Annotated in this window: 12 protein-coding genes and 1 tRNA gene; 9 read left to right on the top strand and 4 right to left on the bottom strand. The window is 69.3% G+C overall.

The genetic code is table 11. The features are described from left to right. Positions 1-27 precede the first annotated feature (27 nt). Together AB0O24_RS16730 and AB0O24_RS16725 are read right to left on the bottom strand one after the other, a co-directional pair. On the bottom strand, positions 28-936 hold the full coding sequence (locus tag AB0O24_RS16730; RefSeq protein WP_363376541.1) for a type II secretion system F family protein: 909 nt from the start codon (positions 934-936) through the stop codon (positions 28-30). Further along, positions 933-1,901 carry a TadA family conjugal transfer-associated ATPase gene (locus tag AB0O24_RS16725; protein WP_363376539.1) on the bottom strand — a complete coding sequence of 323 codons (969 nt, stop codon included), beginning with the start codon at positions 1,899-1,901 and terminating at the stop codon, positions 933-935. Before AB0O24_RS16725 ends, AB0O24_RS16730 begins: the two co-directional genes overlap by 4 nt. 430 nt (positions 1,902-2,331) lie before the next feature. Here AB0O24_RS16725 and acs point away from each other — a divergent pair, with 430 nt between their 5' ends. The 5 genes from acs (at position 2,332) to AB0O24_RS16700 (ending at position 8,734) form a co-directional block, all read left to right on the top strand. Continuing rightward, on the top strand, positions 2,332-4,299 hold the full coding sequence (gene acs / locus AB0O24_RS16720) for an acetate--CoA ligase (RefSeq protein WP_363376537.1): 1,968 nt from the start codon (positions 2,332-2,334) through the stop codon (positions 4,297-4,299). Between the two features lie 154 nt (positions 4,300-4,453). Next, a complete protein-coding gene (locus tag AB0O24_RS16715; RefSeq protein ID WP_058614319.1) occupies positions 4,454-5,134 on the top strand; it encodes a GntR family transcriptional regulator in 681 nt (226 codons plus the stop codon). Next, entirely contained in the window at positions 5,131-6,657 is a 1,527-nt protein-coding gene (locus tag AB0O24_RS16710; protein WP_275799465.1) for an MmgE/PrpD family protein, read from the top strand. Before AB0O24_RS16715 ends, AB0O24_RS16710 begins: the two co-directional genes overlap by 4 nt. Continuing rightward, positions 6,657-7,559: a methylisocitrate lyase gene (prpB, locus tag AB0O24_RS16705; RefSeq protein ID WP_363376535.1), complete on the top strand. Its 903-nt coding sequence runs from the start codon at positions 6,657-6,659 to the stop codon at positions 7,557-7,559. Before AB0O24_RS16710 ends, prpB begins: the two co-directional genes overlap by 1 nt. A 2-nt stretch (positions 7,560-7,561) precedes the next feature. Then, positions 7,562-8,734, top strand: coding sequence for a bifunctional 2-methylcitrate synthase/citrate synthase (locus AB0O24_RS16700; protein WP_363376533.1), 1,173 nt, complete (start codon positions 7,562-7,564; stop codon positions 8,732-8,734). Between the two features lie 56 nt (positions 8,735-8,790). Here AB0O24_RS16700 and AB0O24_RS16695 read toward each other — a convergent pair whose 3' ends face one another. Further along, positions 8,791-9,258 (bottom strand): RidA family protein, encoded by a 468-nt coding sequence (locus tag AB0O24_RS16695; RefSeq protein ID WP_363376531.1) that lies wholly within the window; start codon positions 9,256-9,258, stop codon positions 8,791-8,793. Continuing rightward, positions 9,255-9,473, bottom strand: a complete 219-nt coding sequence (locus AB0O24_RS16690) for a hypothetical protein (protein ID WP_013585749.1) — start codon at positions 9,471-9,473, stop codon at positions 9,255-9,257. The genes AB0O24_RS16695 and AB0O24_RS16690 overlap by 4 nt, the downstream gene beginning before the upstream one ends. 118 nt (positions 9,474-9,591) lie before the next feature. On the opposite strand from AB0O24_RS16690, the gene AB0O24_RS16685 reads away from it, so the two are divergent. The 4 genes from AB0O24_RS16685 to AB0O24_RS16670 all read left to right on the top strand — a co-directional run bounded on the left by AB0O24_RS16685 (position 9,592) and on the right by AB0O24_RS16670 (position 15,097). Beyond that, positions 9,592-12,291, top strand: a complete 2,700-nt coding sequence (locus tag AB0O24_RS16685; RefSeq protein WP_275801096.1) for a transglycosylase domain-containing protein — start codon at positions 9,592-9,594, stop codon at positions 12,289-12,291. Then, positions 12,288-13,211, top strand: a complete 924-nt coding sequence (locus AB0O24_RS16680) for a metallophosphoesterase (protein WP_363376529.1) — start codon at positions 12,288-12,290, stop codon at positions 13,209-13,211. Before AB0O24_RS16685 ends, AB0O24_RS16680 begins: the two co-directional genes overlap by 4 nt. A 113-nt stretch (positions 13,212-13,324) precedes the next feature. Then, entirely contained in the window at positions 13,325-14,827 is a 1,503-nt protein-coding gene (locus tag AB0O24_RS16675; protein ID WP_275801509.1) for a hypothetical protein, read from the top strand. A gap of 193 nt (positions 14,828-15,020) precedes the next feature. Beyond that, positions 15,021-15,097, top strand: a tRNA-Pro gene (locus tag AB0O24_RS16670). Positions 15,098-15,158 lie beyond the last annotated feature (61 nt).

Genomic DNA, 15,158 nt, shown 5'->3' with positions numbered 1-15,158 from the left:
TGGGTGTGGATGGAACGAACGGACGCATCAGAACGGCGAGACGCCGGACCGGAGGATGCCGATCATGAGCGGCGCGACGGCGAGCAGCAGGAAGGCGGGGAGCGTGCACACCCCGAGCGGGAGGAGAAGACGCGTGGACAACCGTGCTGCGGCCTCTCGACCCGCGGTTCGGGCCGCCTGTCGGGCGAGCCACGCGTCGCCGCGGAGGAGTTCGCCCGCGGGGACACCGGCGCGCAGCGACAGCTCGAGCGTCGCCTCAGCACGCCGCACGTCGTCATCGACCGCGGCAGGATCGGTGCGGTGTCGCTCCGCGGCGATGAGGGCACGCGCGCGTTCGACCGAGGCACCGGCCGAGAGGGCGACCGCGAAGAGCTCTGCGGTCATTCCCGGGACGCCGAGCGGCGGCGTCGCGCTCCGCGCGAGGCGCTTCGACCACACGCGCGCGACGACGGTCAGCGCGAGCCCCGCCCCCAGACAGACCTGACCGATCGGGTCGGTGACGAGCACCCGGACGGTATCGAATCCGAGGACCATGCCGAGGGGAACACCCACGAGCGGAAGCCCGGCGAGCAGGCGCGCGGTCGCGAGCGGCTCGGCAAGAGCCACCCGGACGTCGTCGACGATGTCACGCGCCTCGCGAAGCGACGTCCCGACCCCGCGGAGCGTGTCGGCGAGCGGTGCGCCCACCGCGGTCGCGACGGCCCACACCGCCGCGATGTCGAGCCACCCCTCGCCCGCCTCGCGAAGAACTCGGGAGACGTCGTCACCGATCGCGGCGGCTGCGGCCGCGTCGCGTCCCACCGGACCCGCGTCTTCGGCCAGGTGCCGCCACGCGGTGGCCGTGCTCAGACCCGCCGCCAGCAGAACGGCGAGGCGCAGGACGGTGTCGAGGGGATCCGGTCCGACAGGGCGCGACCGGGGGCCGAGGACGGTCATCCCCACCGCTCCGGTTCGATCGACAGGCGCTCATCGCGGACCACGGGTCGACCGATCCCCACGATGCGTCGACCCACGGGGGTTCGTTCCACATGGACGACGACGTCGATGCCGCTGTGCACCTGCCGCGCCGTTGCCGCCGCGTCCATTCCCGCGAGCGCCCCCAACGCTTCGAGACGCGACGGAACGTCGGAGAGGCTGCGCGCGTGGAGGGTTCCCGCTCCCCCGTCGTGCCCCGTGTTCAGCGCCAGGAGAAGCTCGCGGAGCTCTTCTCCGCGGCACTCCCCGAGGACGAGGCGATCGGGCCGCATCCGCAGCGCCTCACGGACCAGACGGGCCAGGCCGATGCCGCCGGCGCCCTCAAGGTTGGGCTGCCGCGCTTCGAGAGCCACGTGATGCGGGTGATCGGGCCGGAGCTCCGCGACTTCTTCGATCGTGATGAGGCGCTCCCCGTGCGGAACCCGCGAGAGCAAAGCGCTGAGCAGGGTGGTCTTCCCCGCCCCCGTGGCACCGGTGATGAGGAGGTTGGCCCGCTCATCGACGAGCGCATCGAGGTGCGACCGACCGTGCGCGGTGAACATGCCCGCCGACTCCAGCCGGTCGAGGTCGGGCGCATCCCACCGCGGCACGCGGATCGACACCGCCGTCCCTCTCGTCGTGACGGGGAACAGCACCGCGTGCACCCGGATTCCGCGGTCCAGGCGTACGTCCACGCACGGCGACGCGTCGTCGAGATGCCGCCCTCCGAGGGCGATCAGACGAACGGCGAGTCGACGGACCTCCCCCTCACCCGCTCGCCACGACGGAACCCACTCGACCCCGCTCCCCCGGTCGACGAAGAGTCCCTCTTCGCCGTTGAGGAACAGGTCGGTGACCGCGGGGTCATCGAGGAACGGCCGGAGGAAGGACAGCGCCGGGTCGCGCCAGACCTCCGAGGGAGACCGGAGAGGAAGGACGGGAGACATGCCGACGACGGTACGAGGGCGAGCCCGCCTCGCACCGAGCCGAATGTCGGATTCGTGGAGAGATCGCCGAGCCCGCGGCTCGGGGAGAAGAAGTGCCGCCCCACACGGTCCGACAGTGGACCGGGGCAGAAAAAAGAGGGGGCGGCATCCCGTCAGTGGGGGGCGAGGGATGCCGCCACGCGCCGGCGGAAATTGGGGGGCTCCCACCGACGCGGATGCCGGAAGCGATGTTCGGGCGTTGTTAGATTACGCGCCTCAGACGGCCGCGCCAACTCACCACGCACCACCGCACCCTGATATATCACCTGTTTCTTCCGGCGGGGATGCCAACTATCGGAGGTGGCCGGTTGTCGGGGGCTCTCGCTAGCGTCATCACGGTGACGATGCCTGCGACGACGCGGCATCCCCTCGACCGCGAAGGAGCGCCGCGATGAGCAGCCAGATCGACCATCTCCTCAACGAAACCCGCCGTTTCGCCCCCTCGGCGGAGTTCGCCGCGAACGCCGTCGCCGACGCGAGTCTCTACGAGCGTGCCGCGGCCGACCGCGAGGGATTCTGGGCCGACCAGGCACGAGAACTGCACTGGCACACGCCGTTCACACGAGTGCTCGACTGGTCGAACCCACCCTTCGCCGAGTGGTTCGGCGACGGCGAGCTGAACGTCGCGTACAACTGCCTCGACCGTCACGTCGAGGCCGGCCACGGCGACCGCATCGCGCTGCGGTGGGAGGGTGAGCCCGGCGATCAGCGGAACGTCACCTACGCCGAGCTCACCGACGAGGTGAAGCGCCTCTCCAACGTCCTGATCGATCTGGGGATCGAGCGCGGCGACCGCGTGGCGATCTACCTGCCGATGATCCCCGAGGCCATCGCCTCCATGCTTGCCGTCGCCCGCATCGGCGCCGTGCACTCGGTCGTGTTCGGCGGCTTCTCGGCCGACAGCCTCCGCTCCCGCATCGACGACGCCGGCGCGAAGCTCGTCATCACCGCCGACGGCGGCTGGCGCAAGGGAAAGGTGTCTCCCCTCAAGCCCGCGGTCGACCAAGCGCTCGCCGACCGCAACGGGTCCGGCATCCAGGAGACCGTCGAGCACGTGCTCGTGGTCAAGCGCGGCGAGAACGACGTCGAGTGGATCGACGACCGCGACGTCTGGTGGCACGACGTCGTACCACAGGCCTCGGGCGAGCACGAGGCCGAGGCGTTCCCCGCCGAGACGCCGCTCTTCATCCTCTACACCTCCGGCACCACCGGAAAGCCCAAGGGCATCCTCCACACCTCCGGGGGCTACCTCACGCAGGCGGCCTTCACCAACCGCGTCGTGCACGACGTGCACCCCGAGACCGACGTCTACTGGTGCACCGCCGACATCGGCTGGATCACGGGCCACACCTACGTCGCCTACGGTCCGCTCGCCAACGGCGCGACGCAGTTGCTCTACGAGGGCACTCCCGACACCCCGCACCCCGGCCGGTGGTGGGAGCTCATCGAGAAGCACGGCGTCACGATCTTCTACACCGCGCCGACCGCGATCCGCTCGTTCATGAAGATCGGCCGCGACGTGCCGCAGAAGTTCGATCTGAGCTCGCTCCGTCTGCTCGGATCGGTCGGCGAACCGATCAACCCCGAGGCGTGGGTCTGGTACCGCGACATCATCGGCGCCGACAGGACGCCGATCGTCGATACCTGGTGGCAGACCGAGACGGGCGCCATCATGATCTCCGCCCTCCCCGGTGTCACCGAGACGAAGCCCGGCTCGGCGCAGGTGCCGATCCCCGGGATCTCGATCGCCGTCGTCGACGACCAGGGCGAGCCGGTCGGCAACGGCAGCGGTGGTCTGCTCGTGATCACCGAGCCCTGGCCGAGCATGCTGCGGGGCATCTGGGGCGACCCCGACCGCTACCGCGAAACGTACTGGGACAAGTTCTCCGACAGGGGCTACTACTTCGCGGGCGACGGAGCCCGCCTCGACGACGACGGGGACGTCTGGCTCCTCGGGCGGGTCGACGACGTCATGAACGTCTCGGGTCACCGTCTCTCGACCGCCGAGATCGAATCGGCCCTCGTGGGGCACGAGGGCGTCGCCGAGTCGGCCGTCGTCGGCGCGTCAGATGAGACCACGGGGCAGGCGGTCGTGGCCTTCGTCATCATCAAGAGCAGCTACCTCAAACAGCACCCGGTCGAGGGGCTCGGCGACGAGCTGCGCAAGTGGGTCGGCGAGCAGATCGGCCCGATCGCCCGCCCGCGCGACGTCTACATCGTCGGCGAGCTGCCCAAGACGCGCTCCGGCAAGATCATGCGACGTCTCCTCCGCGACGTCGCCGAAGGCCGCGAGGTCGGCGACACCACGACCCTCGCCGACACCGCCGTCATGAGCGTGATCAGCGCGCAGGTGAAGTAGACGACACGACAAGGAAGATCCCGGATGCCATGCCCTCGGCATCCGGGATCCTTCGTGTTCTGGATACATTGAACCCCTCAATGACCCGATCGCCGCCCCGCAGGGCGCCTTGCGTATACACTCAGCGGTGACCGGCGATGTCGAGGAGGCCAGCATGCGCGCGAGCGATCGGGCCTACGCAACCCTCCTCGAAGAGATCCAGACAGGCGTCCTCGCGCCGGGCACCGTCCTCGGCGAAGTCGAGCAGTCCGCCCGCCTGGGCGTGAGCCGGACTCCCCTGCGCACGGCTCTCGCTCGCCTGGCATCCGACGGACTCGTCGCCCAGTCGTCCCCCCGGGTCACCGTCGTCACCGACGTGCAGAGCGACGACATCCGCGCGCTCTTCACCGTCCGCCGCGCCCTCGAGGAGACGGCGGCCCGCCTGGCCGCGGCATCGCCCTCGGCGACAGCGTTCGCCCGTCTGGCGGACGCTTTCGCCGCCGCCGATCTTGACGGCGATACCGCCCGCGACGCGTATTACGCGCTCATCGCCGAGTTCGACGAGGAGATGGATGCCGCCGCCGACAACGACTATCTGGTCGGCGCGCTGCGCACCGTCCGCGCTCACCTCGTGCGCGTCCGGCGTCTCGCCCGGTACCGCCCGGAACGACTCGCCGCCTCGGTCGCCGAGCACCGCCTGATCGCCTCGGCCATCGCGGCCGGCGACGGCGACCTCGCCGCGCATGCCGTCCACGTCCACCTGCACAACGCCCTCACCAGCATCCTCGACTCGCTCGAGACCTCCCCGACCCTCGCGTCCAGCACGCAATCCACCGGCCGAAAGAGAAGATCATGACGATCACGCACCACGTTCGTGTCCACCGCAGCGAAGAGAACCTGGCCCGTGAGGGACAACTCGCATGGTCTCTCGCGCGAATCGCGGTCGATCCGGTGGCGGTCGACGCCGATGTGGCGGACATGATCATCAACCGGGTGATCGACAACGCCGCCGTCGCTGCGGCGTCGCTGTCGCGCGAGCCGGTCAGCGCGGCGCGTCAGCAGGCGCTGGATCACGCGGTGTCGATCGGCGGGGCCGGGGCGACGGTGTTCGGGTGCGCGCTGGAGCGACGTTCGAGCCCGGAGTGGGCGGCGTGGGCGAACGGCGTCGCCGTGCGAGAACTCGACTACCACGACACGTTCCTCGCGGCGGATTACTCCCACCCCGGCGACAACATCCCCCCGATCCTCGCCGTCGCCCAGCACACCGGCCGTGACGGCGTCGCCGTGGTGCGGGCGCTGGCGACGGCGTACGAGGTGCAGATCGACCTGGTCCGCGCGATCAGCCTGCACAAGCACAAGATCGATCACGTCGCCCACCTCGGCCCCTCGGCCGCCGCCGGCATCGGTACCCTCCTCGACCTCGATCAGGCCACGATCTACCAGGCGATCGGCCAAGCCCTCCACACCACCACCGCGACCCGCCAGTCCCGCAAGGGCGAGATCTCCACGTGGAAGGCGCACGCCCCCGCGTTCGCGGGGAAGATGGCGATCGAAGCCGTCGACCGAGCCATGCGGGGCGAGACGTCGCCGTCCCCGATCTACGAAGGCGAAGACGGTGTCATCGCGTGGCTGCTCGACGGCCCCACCGCCACCTACGACGTCCCGCTGCCCGGTGACGGGGAGTCCAAGCGGGCGATCCTCGACTCGTACACGAAGGAGCACTCCGCCGAGTACCAGGCGCAGGCGTGGATCGACCTCGCCCGCAAGCTCCACCACGAGCGCCCCGACCTCACCGACCCGGCGAACATCGCCTCGATCGTGCTGCACACCAGTCACCACACGCACTACGTGATCGGCTCCGGCGCGAACGACCCGCAGAAGTACGACCCCACGGCCTCGCGCGAAACGCTGGATCACTCCATCCCGTACATCTTCGCCGTGGCGTTGCAGGACGGCGCCTGGCATCACGTCGACTCCTACGCCCCCGCACGCGCGGGCCGGCCGGACACCGTGGAGCTCTGGCACAAGGTGACGACGGCGGAGGATGCCGAGTGGACCCGTCGGTACCACTCCGAGGACCCGAACGAGAAGGCCTTCGGCGGGCGCGTCGTCATCACCCTCACCGACGGGTCGACCCTGGAGGACGAGATCGCCGTCGCCGACGCCCACCCCCTCGGCGCCCGGCCCTTCGCCCGCGAGGACTACATCCGCAAGTTCCGGATCCTCGCCGAGCCCGTCCTCCTCCCCGAGGAGATCGAACGCTTCCTCGCCCTCGCCGAGCGCCTGCCCGAACTCACCCCCGCCGAGGTCATGCAGCTCACCATCGTCGCGAAGCCCGGCGTCCTGGCATCCGCTCCCGCACCCAAGGGACTGTTCTGATGCTGTACTCGTCGGTCTCGGCGGCCGAGAAGCGGCGGGCGTTCCGCGAGCGGTTGGCATCCGGCGAGCTCCTCCGCTTCCCCGGGGCGTTCAACCCGCTGTCGGCCCGCCTCATCGAACGCAAGGGGTTGGAGGGCGTGTACATCTCGGGAGCGGTGCTGAGCGCCGATCTCGGGCTTCCCGACATCGGTCTGACCACCCTCACCGAAGTCGCCGGTCGCGGGCAGCAGATCGCCCGGATGACCGACCTCCCCGCGATCATCGACGCCGACACCGGTTTCGGTGAACCCATGAACGTCGCGCGGACCATCCAGACGCTCGAAGACGCGGGACTGGCCGGATGCCACATCGAAGACCAGATCAACCCGAAGCGGTGCGGCCACCTCGACGGGAAGGCGGTGGTCGACACCGACACCGCGATCAAGCGCATCCGCGCGGCGATCGATGCGCGGCGTGACGACAACTTCCTCGTCATGGCCCGCACCGACATCCGGGCCGTCGACGGCCTGGACGCCGCGATCGACCGCGCTCGACAGCTCGTCGACGCCGGAGCGGACGCGATCTTCCCCGAGGCGATGCGCACCCTGGCCGAGTTCGAAGCGGTGCGCGCTGCGGTCGACGTGCCGATCCTGGCGAACATGACCGAGTTCGGCAAGAGCGACCTCTTCAGCGTCGACGACCTGCGGAGCGTCGGCGTGAACATCGTCATCTGGCCGGTCTCGCTCCTGCGCCTCGCGATGGGGGCCGCCGACCGCGCCCTGGAGGTCCTCCAGGACGAGGGACATCTGAAGAGCCAGCTCGGGTCGATGCAGCATCGCGCCGATCTCTACGACCTGATCGACTACGAGCAGTACAACCACTTCGACACGAACATCTTCGACTTCACCATCACGAAGGAGTGAGCATGGCTGACACCCAGGACGACATCAAGAAGGGCCTCGCCGGCGTCACGGTGGACTACACCGCCATCAGCAAGGTCAATCCCGAGACGAATTCGCTCCTGTACCGCGGGTATCCCGTGCAAGAGCTCGCCGCGACGCAGTCGTTCGAGGCCGTCGCCCTCTTGCTGTGGAACGGCGACCTGCCGACCGAGTCGGAGCGCGCGGAGTTCGAGACGTTCGAGCGCGCGCACCGCGACCTCGACGACGACATTAAGACCGTGATCGACCTCCTCCCGCTCGACGCTCACCCCATGGACGTCGTGCGGACCGCCGTCTCGGCCCTCGGCGCCTCGGCGGCCGACGTGGCCGACAACTCTCCGTCGGCCGATCTCGCCAAGGCGAAGCTGCTGTTCGCCAAGATCCCCGCGATGGTGGCCTACGACCAGCGCCGCCGACGGGGGCAGGAGCTGGTTCCTCCCCGGAACGACCTGGATTACTCGCGCAACTTCCTCTGGATGACGTTCGGCGAAGAGCCGGTGGACGTCGTCGCCGAGGCGTTCAACGTGTCGATGATCCTGTACGCCGAGCACTCGTTCAACGCATCGACGTTCACCGCGCGCGTCATCACCTCGACGACAGCTGATCTGTACTCGGCCGTCGTCGGCGCCATCGGTGCCCTCAAGGGCGCTCTGCACGGAGGCGCGAACGAGGCGGTCATGCACATCTTCGACGAGATCGGTTCGGCCGAGCGGGTCGCGGGCTGGCTCGACGACGCCCTCGCGAACAAGCGGAAGATCATGGGCTTCGGGCACCGGGTCTACAAGAAGGGCGACTCTCGCGTTCCCACGATGAAGGCGGCCCTCGACACGCTCGTCGCCCACTACGGCGCCGACGAACTCGCTGCCCTATACGACGAGCTCGAGACCGCGTTCGTCGCGCGGAAGGGCATCTACCCGAACCTCGACTATCCGTCCGGACCGGCATACCACCTCATCGGCTTCGACACCCCGACCTTCACCCCGCTGTTCGTCGCGGCCCGCGTCACGGGCTGGACGGCTCACGTCATGGAGCAGACGGCATCCAACGCCCTCATCCGCCCGCTGTCGGCGTACACCGGCGTCGACGAACGGCACGTCGGGGGATACGTCGCGTCCGGGTCGGACCGCGCCGCCGCGGCCCGACCCGAAGAGGCGTAGGAATGCGAGAGGGGGCGGGACCCGTGCGGTCCCGCCCCCTCCGACGTTCGTGCGGCTCAGGCGACGGTGAAGACGACCTCGACCTCGACGGGGCTGTCCAGCGGCAGGACGGGAACACCGACGGCGGAGCGTGCGTGGACCCCGGCATCGCCGAAGACCTCGCCCAGGAACTCGCTCGCGCCGTTTATGACGCCGGGCTGCCCGGTGAATTCGGGGACGGATGCCACGAACCCGGTGAGCTTGAGCACGCCCGTCAGCTTGTCGACACCGCCGGCGACGGCCGCCGCCGCCGCGAGGGCGTTGAGCGCGCACTGGCGCGCGTAGGTCTTGGCATCCGCGGGGCTCACGAGACCCTCGGACTCGCCGACCTTGCCCGTTTCGGGCAGGGCGCCCTGCACCATCGGCAGCTGACCGGAGGTGTAGATGAGATCGCCGTGCTGCTTCGCGGGGATGTAGGCCGCGACCGGGGGCACGACCGAGGGGACTTCGACACCCAGCGCGGCGAGGCGCTCCGCGACGCTCACTGCTGACCCTCGAACTGACGCGCCGCGGCCTCGGCTGCCCCGAGGCCCGCGTTGGCCGTGCCACCGCCGGTCGGGCGCTTGAAGTACGCCACGAGCCCGCCTTCGGGGCCGGTGACGACCTGCACGAGCTCCCACCCCTGCTTTCCCCAGTTGTTGAGGATCGCCGCGGTGTTGTGGATCAACAGCGGCGTGGTGAGGTACTCCCACGTGGTCATTCGCAGCTCCCGAAGGTGACTCGGATGCCGCGCACGAGGTGTGCGCGGCCAGGACGCGTACGCGCGCGAGCGCACGCCATCGAGGCATCGCCCAGCAACGTCGCTTAGCATCAACCCTATGCCTGAGAACAAACGAACGGCTAGCGGTGCGCTCGGCGGCATCCTCGGCCTCGTCGGTCTGAGCACGGCCGCCGGTGTTCTGCTGACCGCCGCCGTCACCCCGGCGATCGCCGTGTCAGGTGCCGCTGCCAGCAGCGCCATCACGATCTTCGACAATATGCCGAGCTACCTGCAGCCTGACGCGCTCATGCTGCCCACGACGCTCATGGCCGGCGACCGGGTCCTCGCGAAGTTCTACGACCAGAACCGATCCCCCGTCACGTTCGACCAGGTGAACCCCGTCATGTACGACGCGATCCTCTCCTCCGAGGACCCGCGGTACTACCAGCACGGCGGCGTCGACCTCATCGGCACCACCCGTGCGCTCCTCAGCAACGCCTCGGGCGGCGAGACCCAGGGTGGCTCCTCGATCAGCCAGCAGTACGTCAAGAACGTGCTCGTGCAGCGATGCGAGCGCGACGCCAAAGCGACGGACGGCTCCGACGGCCAGCCCGCGCAGACGCGCGATGAGGCCCTCCAGGCGTGCGCCCTCGAGGCGATCCAGTCCGACGGCGTCGCGGGCTACCAGCGCAAGCTGCAGGAGATGCGGTACGCGATCCAGCTCGAGAAGCAGTACACGAAGGATCAGATCCTCCTCGGGTACCTCAACATCGCGAACTTCGGCGGCGTGACCTACGGCATCGACGCTGCCGCCAAGTACTACTTCAACGTCCCGGCTGCGCAGCTGAACGTGGGCCAGGCCGCCGTCCTCGCGGGCATGGTGCAGAACCCGAACCGCTTCCGCATCGACCGCCCGGAAGGGTCGATCAGCGACGGCGAGACCTCGTGGAACAAGGCGCCGGACGGGTCGATCGACGACGTCGACCAAAGCACCATCCAGGCGCTCTACACACTGCGCGACAACGGTGAGATCACGCAGGAGCAGCTCGTGAACGCCGCCGACGGCTACAGCGAGACCAAGGGTCGCCAGCTGTATGTCCTCAGCCGCATGGAGGCGGACGGCAAGATCACGCACGAGCAATACGTCGCGGCGGCCATCGAGCCGATCACCCCGCAGATCACCGCGACCGACCAGGGCTGCGCGAACTCGGGCGCCCCGTACTTCTGCCAGTACGTCGTCGCGACGATCCTGAACGACCCCGCTTTCGGCGCCACCGTCGACGACCGCGTCGACGCGCTCCGCCAGGACGGTCTCACGATCCAGACCACGCTCGACTGGCGTATTCAGGATGCCGCGCAGACCGCGATGAACGAGAACGCGCCGCAGAGCTTCGACGGAATGAAATTCGGTTCCACCGCGGTCAGCATGGAGGCCAAGACCGGCCGCATCCTCGGCATCGCGCAGAACACGAAGTTCACGCAGGACCCCACGCAGGCGGAATCCGATCCGGCCTACAACTCCATCGTCTTCGCGGGAGACAAGGACACCGGCGGTTCCATCGGCTTCAACGCCGGATCGACCTTCAAGCTCTTCACACTCGTGGACTGGCTGGAGAAGGGCCACTCGCTCAACGAGAACCTCAACGGTCGCCTGCGTCCGGTGCCGAACATGAAGAACTCCTGTTACGGCGACTGGATCAACGGGGGCGGCACCGTCATCAACAACTTCGCGTCCGACCCGGGTTACTACGGCACCCCGATGACCTTCACCAAGAACTCGCTCAATACCGGTTACCTCGCGATGGCCGCGCAGCTCGACCTCTGTGACATCGCCAAGGTCGCCAAGAAGCTCGGCGTCACCCGTGGCGACGGCACCGACATCGAGATGCGGGTCGCCAACAACGTCATCGGCGATGACAACGTCTCTCCGATCGCGATGGCCGGCGCCTACGCGACGGTCGCCAACGGCGGCACCCACTGCCAGCCGAAGGTCATCGACAAGGTGACGGACAGCGACGGTGCCGAGCGTCCGATCCCCGACCGCCAGTGCACGCCCGGTACCCTGACGCCTGAGGTGTCCGCCGCGGCCGCTTACGCTCTGCAGGGGGTCATGACCGGCGGCGGAACCGGACAGTCGGCCAACCCGTTCGACGGAACCGCCCTGATCGGCAAGACCGGTACCCACGAGGGCTGGAACACCTGGATGATCGAGTCTTCGACCAACGTCACCACCGCGGTGTGGGTCGGCAATTGGGAGGGCACCGAGACCCTGTTCGGCAAGTATTGGAACGGGCAACAGCTCTCGAACATGAGGTACACGATCGCCGAGGGCGCTCAGAGCGCCGCGGACGAGTTCTACGGAGGGGACGCTTTCCCGCAGCCGCCGTCGAACCTGACGCGCACGATCCAGCGCGACCTGCCGAACGTGGTGGGCAAGAGCATCGACGACGCCCGATCGACGCTCGAGTCCGCAGGCTTCAGCGTGACCGTGGGCTCCCCCGTCGACTCCGACATGGGCGGCGATCGCGTCGCGGCGCAGAACCCCGGTGGCGGAACGGCGCCCGCGGGATCGACGATCACGATCAGCCCCGGCAACGGCCAGGGTGCCACGGTCCCGGACGTGTCCGGAAACCCCGTCAGCTCCGCCCGGGCCGCTCTGCTCGCCGCAGGCTTCGGGACCGTTTCGATCGGCAGCTGCGAGAAGGACGCGAGCGCGCCCGCCGAGGGCCGCGTGACGGGGACGAACCCCGCCGCGGGCACCGCGACGAACAAGAACACCCCGGTGTCGCTGAGCATCGCCGCGAAGGACTGCCCGTGACCCGTCCCGCAGTGACGGCCGCCCTCGCACCCCTCGGGGTTGCGGGGGCGGCCGCTGTCGGCGCCGCCGTCTGGGGCGTCGGCATCGAGCGCTACCTCTTCACGGTCCGCTATCACGCCCTCCGTGTCCTTCCGAAGGGCGCGGAACCGATTCGCGTCCTCCACGTGTCGGACGCGCACATGGCTCCATGGCAACACCGTAAGCAGGAATGGATGGCCCGGCTCGCTGACCTGTCACCCGACCTCGTCGTGAACACGGGCGACAATCTCGGCCACCGCGACGGGCTTACCGGCATCCGTACCGCTTTCGCACCCCTGCGCGGCATCCCCGGGCTCGTGGTGCACGGATCGAACGACTTCCAAGAGCCGTCGCCGCGCAATCCCCTGCGGTACTTCCTCGGCCCCTCCGGAAACGTCCCCGCCCACAAGCACCTCGACGTCGAGGCTCTCGACCGATTCTTCGCCGACGACCTCGGCTGGAACATCCTCGACGACACCGCCGTATCGCTCGAGGTGAAGGGTGTGCGCATCACGGCGTTCGGAGTGAACGACGCCCACCGCAAGTGGGACCGCCCCGACCAGATTCCGCCTGTCCTGGCGACTCTGGATGCCGCCGACCTCACGCTCGGAGTGATGCACGCCCCGTACCGTCGAACGCTCGACACGTTCACCGACCTGGGGGCGGACATCCTTCTCGCGGGACACACCCACGGCGGTCAGGTGCGAGTGCCCTTCAGCCGCAAAGCACTCGTGTCCAACTGCGACCTCCCGCTCGACCAGGCGCGCGGCCTCAGCGAGTGGTCCCACAGCGGCCGCTCGGTGCCCTTGAACGTGAGCGCGGGCCTCGGCCACTCCATCTACGCACCCGTTCGTTTCGGGTGTCGACCGGAGGCGACGCTGCTCACGCTGCTGCCCCGCTGACCGCTCCTGCACACCGTCCGAAGGGGCCGTTCCGTCCACGGAACGGCCCCTCCGCCCGTTTCGCGAACTCGTCGCGAAGCGAAGATCGAGTCTCTCAATCGAAGGGACTCTCCATGCATCACCCCCGCTCCTCCCGACCTCCCCGACGTCGACGCGCGCTGCTCGCCGTGCTCGCTCTGGTCGCTACCGCCACAGCCCTCTTCGCCGCGCCGGCGACGGCTGCTGATCGCGGAACGGGATTCGGCACGTGGGCACCCCTGTCCTCCACGGGATGGCACGGGTCCATGCGCGTCGGCGCCGTTCACACGTACTGCATCCATCCCGGACTGCCCGTCGCGACGGGGACGACGACCGACCTCGGCGTCAGCTCCGACGTACGGGGGCTCAGCGCCCAGCAGCTCGTCTCGATCAACCATCTCGTCTCCACGTACGGCCAGACCGACGATCCCGTCCAAGCCGCGAGCGTGGGGTGGGCCGTCAAGGCGATCGTCGACCGCGACACCACGCTTCACTCCTGGGGGTACAGCGGCGACTCGCTCAGCGAAGCGATCGACTACATCATGCGCCGCGCCAGCCCGGAGAACAGCTCGGCGATCCAGACACGGGTCGAGCAGTACCTCACCGAGGCCGCGGCTGTTCGCGTGCCGCGCGTCGGCGGCTCCCTCACCCTGACGACTGCCGCCGACGAGCCGACCGAGGGCACCATCGTCGCCGACGTCGACCCCGACGCGAGTGGCGTCCTGCGCCTCGAGAACGCCGTGTTCGCCGACACGGGCTCCGCGGAACGGAACGACGTCCGAGCCGGCGTCGTCTACCCGATCTCTGCTCCCCGCCCGGAGGGCAGCGACGGGCGTCCATACACCGTTCGCGCGTCCGGGACGTTCACCGTGCGCGCGGCTGCGGTGCGCCTGTACAGCACGCCCGGTCAGCAGGAGTCCGCGGGTCCCGCGGATCCGCAGACCTTCGCCCTCGCCACGGAGGACACCTCCGCGCGCCCCGTGCAGTTCCGTCCTCGGATCGAGACCTCGGCTCGCATCGAGAATGATCGGTTCATCGATGACGTGACCGTCTCCGTCGACGACGGCGTGTGGCCGCGCCTCGCGGACGGCTCCTTCGTCCCGCTCAGCGCGACGGCCGATCTCTACCGGACCGGGGCATTCCCCGCGGAGTCGGACGAGGTGCCCTCGAACCTCTCCCCCGTGGCGCGACTCACGCTGGCGACGGATCCCGCCCGAGGACCGGGCACCTACCGGGTCGAGCTCGCCGACCGTCTTCCGGGTCCGGGCGTGTACACCGCCGTCTGGCGGATCTCCCGCGATGAGCAGGACCCGGCTGTCGCGCCGCACCTGCCTCGGGGATACGCCTGGGCCGAGCGCTTCGCCTCCCCGTCGCAGACGGAGCAGCTCGCCCCCACCCCACCGTCGCACACGCCGACGCCGACGGTCGCTCCGACGATATCGCCGGCTCCGTCGGCGTCCCCCGCTCCCACGGCCCTCGCCGCCACGGGCGTCTCGAGCGCCTCCGCGGGCGGAGCCGCCGTCGGAGGAATCATCGCGATCGTGCTCGGCACCGGGGCAGCCATCGTCGCGAGGCGCCGCCCGACACGTCACCCCTGACGCGGATTCCTGACGTTCGGTCGATGTCCGGGGCCGACGTCCGGGCCGACGTCCGGGGCCGACGTCCTCGCGGGAGCCCGCCCGCACGCCGCGGGCGACGCTTCCGCGAGGACGAGCCACGCAACCGACACTCCCGCTGTGCACGCCGATTGGGCGCACGTCCGCGAACGGGGTAGACTTTCAGGGTTGGCCACGGGGTGTGGCGCAGCTTGGTAGCGCGCGTCGTTCGGGACGACGAGGCCGCAGGTTCAAATCCTGTCACCCCGACCACTGTCCTCATCCGGACGGGGACCGCCTGGTCGTCGTCGGTGCACCAATTCCCGGTTCCCGC

The organism is Microbacterium sp. NPDC086615 (genome assembly GCF_040686055.1).
Classification (GTDB): domain Bacteria; phylum Actinomycetota; class Actinomycetes; order Actinomycetales; family Microbacteriaceae; genus Microbacterium.
Note: the sequence above shows the minus strand (reverse complement) of the source record. Positions and strands in the feature narration are given on the sequence as shown.

Coding starts and splice junctions, on each gene's coding strand:
- acs (WP_363376537.1), top strand. CDS start 2,332: ATGAGCAGCCAGATCGACCATCTCCTCAACGAAACCCGCCGTTTCGCC.
- AB0O24_RS16700 (WP_363376533.1), top strand. CDS start 7,562: ATGGCTGACACCCAGGACGACATCAAGAAGGGCCTCGCCGGCGTCACG.
- prpB (WP_363376535.1), top strand. CDS start 6,657: ATGCTGTACTCGTCGGTCTCGGCGGCCGAGAAGCGGCGGGCGTTCCGC.
- AB0O24_RS16725 (WP_363376539.1), bottom strand. CDS start 1,901: ATGTCTCCCGTCCTTCCTCTCCGGTCTCCCTCGGAGGTCTGGCGCGAC.
- AB0O24_RS16710 (WP_275799465.1), top strand. CDS start 5,131: ATGACGATCACGCACCACGTTCGTGTCCACCGCAGCGAAGAGAACCTG.
- AB0O24_RS16690 (WP_013585749.1), bottom strand. CDS start 9,473: ATGACCACGTGGGAGTACCTCACCACGCCGCTGTTGATCCACAACACC.
- AB0O24_RS16715 (WP_058614319.1), top strand. CDS start 4,454: ATGCGCGCGAGCGATCGGGCCTACGCAACCCTCCTCGAAGAGATCCAG.
- AB0O24_RS16685 (WP_275801096.1), top strand. CDS start 9,592: ATGCCTGAGAACAAACGAACGGCTAGCGGTGCGCTCGGCGGCATCCTC.
- AB0O24_RS16730 (WP_363376541.1), bottom strand. CDS start 936: ATGACCGTCCTCGGCCCCCGGTCGCGCCCTGTCGGACCGGATCCCCTC.
- AB0O24_RS16675 (WP_275801509.1), top strand. CDS start 13,325: ATGCATCACCCCCGCTCCTCCCGACCTCCCCGACGTCGACGCGCGCTG.